At 70.1% G+C, this 542-nt stretch carries 1 pseudogene; it reads right to left on the bottom strand.

Annotation, left to right across the window (positions count from 1 at the left end):
* Positions 1-542, bottom strand: a pseudogene (locus OOZ15_RS20055) (polyribonucleotide nucleotidyltransferase); the annotation flags it as partial.

Here is a 542-nt window from a genome sequence, read left to right as displayed (position 1 = left end):
TGAAGCCGGCCTCGCCCACGCTGTACGGGGGGAAGTTGTAGTGCAGCAGGAAGCGATCCTTGCGCTCGCCCTCCAGCGACTCGATCAACTGGGCGTCGCGCAGGGTGCCCAGGGTGGCGATGACGATCGCCTGGGTCTCCCCGCGAGTGAAGATCGCCGAGCCGTGGGTCTTGGGCAGCGTCCCCACCTCGATGGAAAGCGGCCGAACGGTCCGGAGGTCGCGGCCATCGATGCGCGGCTCGCCCTTGACCACCCGGGAGCGCACCACGCGCTTCTCCAGGCCGGCGAAGGCGCCCTTGACGTCATCGGCGTCGAACTTGCCCTCCTCCTCCCCGGCGAGCTGCTCGACCGCCTCGGCCTTGAGCTCGGGGAGCGCGTCCTGGCGGGCCATCTTGTCGGTGATGCGATAGGCCTCGCCCACCCGGGTCTCGTAGGCCTGGGCCACGGCGTCCTTGAGGGCGGTGTTCTCCGCCGGCGGCTGCCAGTCCCACTTCGGCTTGCCGGCCTCGGCGGCCAGCTCGTTGATGGCCTTGATCGCCACC

This window comes from Galbibacter kalidii, from assembly GCF_026241135.1.
In the GTDB taxonomy this organism is placed as follows: Bacteria; Bacteroidota; Bacteroidia; order Flavobacteriales; family Flavobacteriaceae; genus Galbibacter.
Note: the sequence above shows the minus strand (reverse complement) of the source record. Positions and strands in the feature narration are given on the sequence as shown.